This window comes from Kytococcus sp. HMSC28H12, from assembly GCF_001816045.1.
Taxonomy (GTDB): domain Bacteria; phylum Actinomycetota; class Actinomycetes; order Actinomycetales; family Dermatophilaceae; genus Kytococcus; species Kytococcus schroeteri.
In genome coordinates this window covers 1-2025 of record NZ_KV824450.1, presented here as the reverse complement: position 1 = coordinate 2025, position 2025 = coordinate 1, and the positions used below count along the sequence as shown (strand labels likewise).

The 2025-nt window shown below is 75.7% G+C and carries 3 protein-coding genes and 1 pseudogene; 2 read left to right on the top strand and 2 right to left on the bottom strand.

Annotated elements, in window-relative coordinates; genetic code table 11:
- Positions 1 to 501 (bottom strand): annotated as a pseudogene (locus HMPREF3099_RS06075) (hypothetical protein); the annotation flags it as partial.
- A 141-nt stretch (positions 502 to 642) separates the two neighbouring features.
- On the opposite strand from HMPREF3099_RS06075, the gene HMPREF3099_RS06070 reads away from it, so the two are divergent.
- On the top strand, positions 643 to 1185 hold the full coding sequence (locus tag HMPREF3099_RS06070) for a hypothetical protein (RefSeq protein WP_070705169.1): 543 nt from the start codon (positions 643 to 645) through the stop codon (positions 1183 to 1185).
- A 3-nt stretch (positions 1186 to 1188) separates the two neighbouring features.
- On the opposite strand, the gene HMPREF3099_RS06065 is transcribed toward HMPREF3099_RS06070, so the two are convergent.
- Positions 1189 to 1398: a helix-turn-helix domain-containing protein gene (locus tag HMPREF3099_RS06065; RefSeq protein ID WP_070705168.1), complete on the bottom strand. Its 210-nt coding sequence runs from the start codon at positions 1396 to 1398 to the stop codon at positions 1189 to 1191.
- 279 nt (positions 1399 to 1677) lie between these two features.
- Here HMPREF3099_RS06065 and HMPREF3099_RS06060 point away from each other — a divergent pair.
- Positions 1678 to 2025: SAF domain-containing protein (locus HMPREF3099_RS06060; protein WP_202816707.1), on the top strand; the 348-nt coding region annotated here is incomplete at its 3' end.

Below are 2025 nucleotides of genomic sequence, written 5' to 3'. Positions count from 1 at the left end.
CGTGGGCGTGGCCGGCTCCTCGGGGGAGGGGAGTGCCCCGGGCGTCGCCGGGGGCGCCGGTTCGGCCGGGGCGCTCACGGGGGCCAGGAGGGAGAGGTCGAGGGGGTCGGGCGCGTCGCCGGCGTGGGCGTGGGCCGGCGTGGTGACCACCCCCAGGGTCATGGCCACCAGGGCGCCGCCGCCCCATGGCCCGAGGCGGTCCCGGAGCCGGCGCACTGCGGCGCCGGGACCACCCGGCAGCCCAGCGAGGGCCTCCAGGGCGAAGACGGCCGCCAGCCAGGCCACCACCACCGCCAGGGCCGTGCGCAGCACCCACGCAAGAGGCTCCGCCGGGTCGGGGGCGTTCCACACGCTGCTCGCCTGGGCCAGGGCCCGGTGCCCCACCGTCCACGCCGCGGCGCTGCACCCCAGGGCCACCCCCGCCGCCACCGCGTTCGCCGCGTCCCGCCGCAGCGCTCCCGGCCCACCCGCCGTCCGGTCGGTCCACTCCATCGTCGTCACCCGTCGTCGTGGGGGATTGCCCCCGTGAATGGTCGATGATGGCGAACATAGCCGTTTGGTGGGGTTTGGTGAAGGGTGATGTCGAAGGCTGTGGACAACGCTCGGGGTGTTCACCCGGCGCGCGTCGGTACGGTGGCCGCCATGACCTCGCGCTGGGACGACCTCTTCGCCGACCTCGAGGGGCAGATCGCCGCCCACCGTCGGGCGGAGCTCGAGGGCGAGGTGGCCGAGCGCGTGCGGGTGGAGCGGGCCCGCATCGGGCTCGGCGACCGGCTGGCGGCGCAGCTGGCGTCACGGGTCACGCTGCGCACCGTGGACGGTGGACGAGTGGACGGCACCCTGCGGGACGTCGGCGCCGACTGGGTGCGGCTGGGTCAGGGGCGCACCACGCTGCTGGTGCCGGTGGGCGCGGTGGTGACCGTCGCCGGGCTGGGGCCGCGCTCGCGGCCGGCCGAGGGCGACCCGGGGCGCCGCATCACGTGGGTGACGGTGCTCCGGGAGCTCTCCCGGGACCGGTTGCCGGTGCGGGTCTGCCTCACCACCGGCTACGTGATCGAGGGGCGCGTGGACCGCGTGATGTCCGACCACCTCGACCTGGCCGTGGGTCCGGACCCCCGGCAGCCGGCGGTGACCGAGACGGTGCCCTTCGCCGCGGTGTGCTGGGTGGGGGCCCGCGAGGACTGAGGGTCAGCCCTGGGGTGACTCCACCATCGCCCGGGTGGCGGCGTACTGGCGCTGGATGTACTTCTCCAGCTCGTCGAGCTCCACCCTCCACTGGCCACGTCCCCCCACCTTGATGGCGGGCAGCTCGCCGGAGCGCACCAGCGCGTAGGCCTGGCTCGCGGAGATGTCGAGGGTCTCGGCCACGTCGCTGAGGGCCATGAACCGCCGTGCCATCGCGTCTCCCGGGGTCGTCGGTGCGGGTGGTGGGGACCGGCCCTGTGGGTCCCGTCGTCCACAGGATCCGTGCGGATCCCTGACCGATCCGTGATGTGCCGTTCATCCTAGGACGGCACGGTCGGCGGCGGCGGAGTCCGTCCACAACAGGAGAGGTCGGTGGTGAGGGTGTTCGGCAGCAGCAGGCCGGTGTCCCAGGAGGAGACGGGGGCGACGGCGCCACGCAGTCCCGCGGCACAACGGCTGCGCAGGCCGCGGTGGACTGACGCGCGGCTGCTCGTGGGGACGGCCCTGGTCCTCACGGCCACGCTCACCGGTGCCTCCCTGCTGGGGCAGGACGACGGTCCGCGCCACTGGGTGGCCACCCGCGACCTGCCCACCGGGCACCAGCTGACCGCCGCGGACCTGCGCGCGGTCGACGGTGCCTCCCCGGAAGGCGTCTACCTCACCGGGGACCACCCGGTGGAGGGTGGTCAGGTGCTCCTCCACCCGGTGCGGGCGGGGGAGTTCGTGCCCGCCGAGGGCGTGGGGTCCGCCGGCGCGCTCGACCTGCGCCGCGTCTCCCTGGCCGTCTCGCCGGGCAGCGCCGCGATGCTGGCCCCCGGGACCCGGGTGGACCTCTGGGCC

What these genes read in the sequence shown, in the direction of transcription:
- HMPREF3099_RS06065 (WP_070705168.1), bottom strand. Translation starts at nt 1,398, where the DNA reads ATGGCACGGCGGTTCATGGCCCTCAGCGACGTGGCCGAGACCCTCGAC.
- HMPREF3099_RS06070 (WP_070705169.1), top strand. Translation starts at nt 643, where the DNA reads ATGACCTCGCGCTGGGACGACCTCTTCGCCGACCTCGAGGGGCAGATC.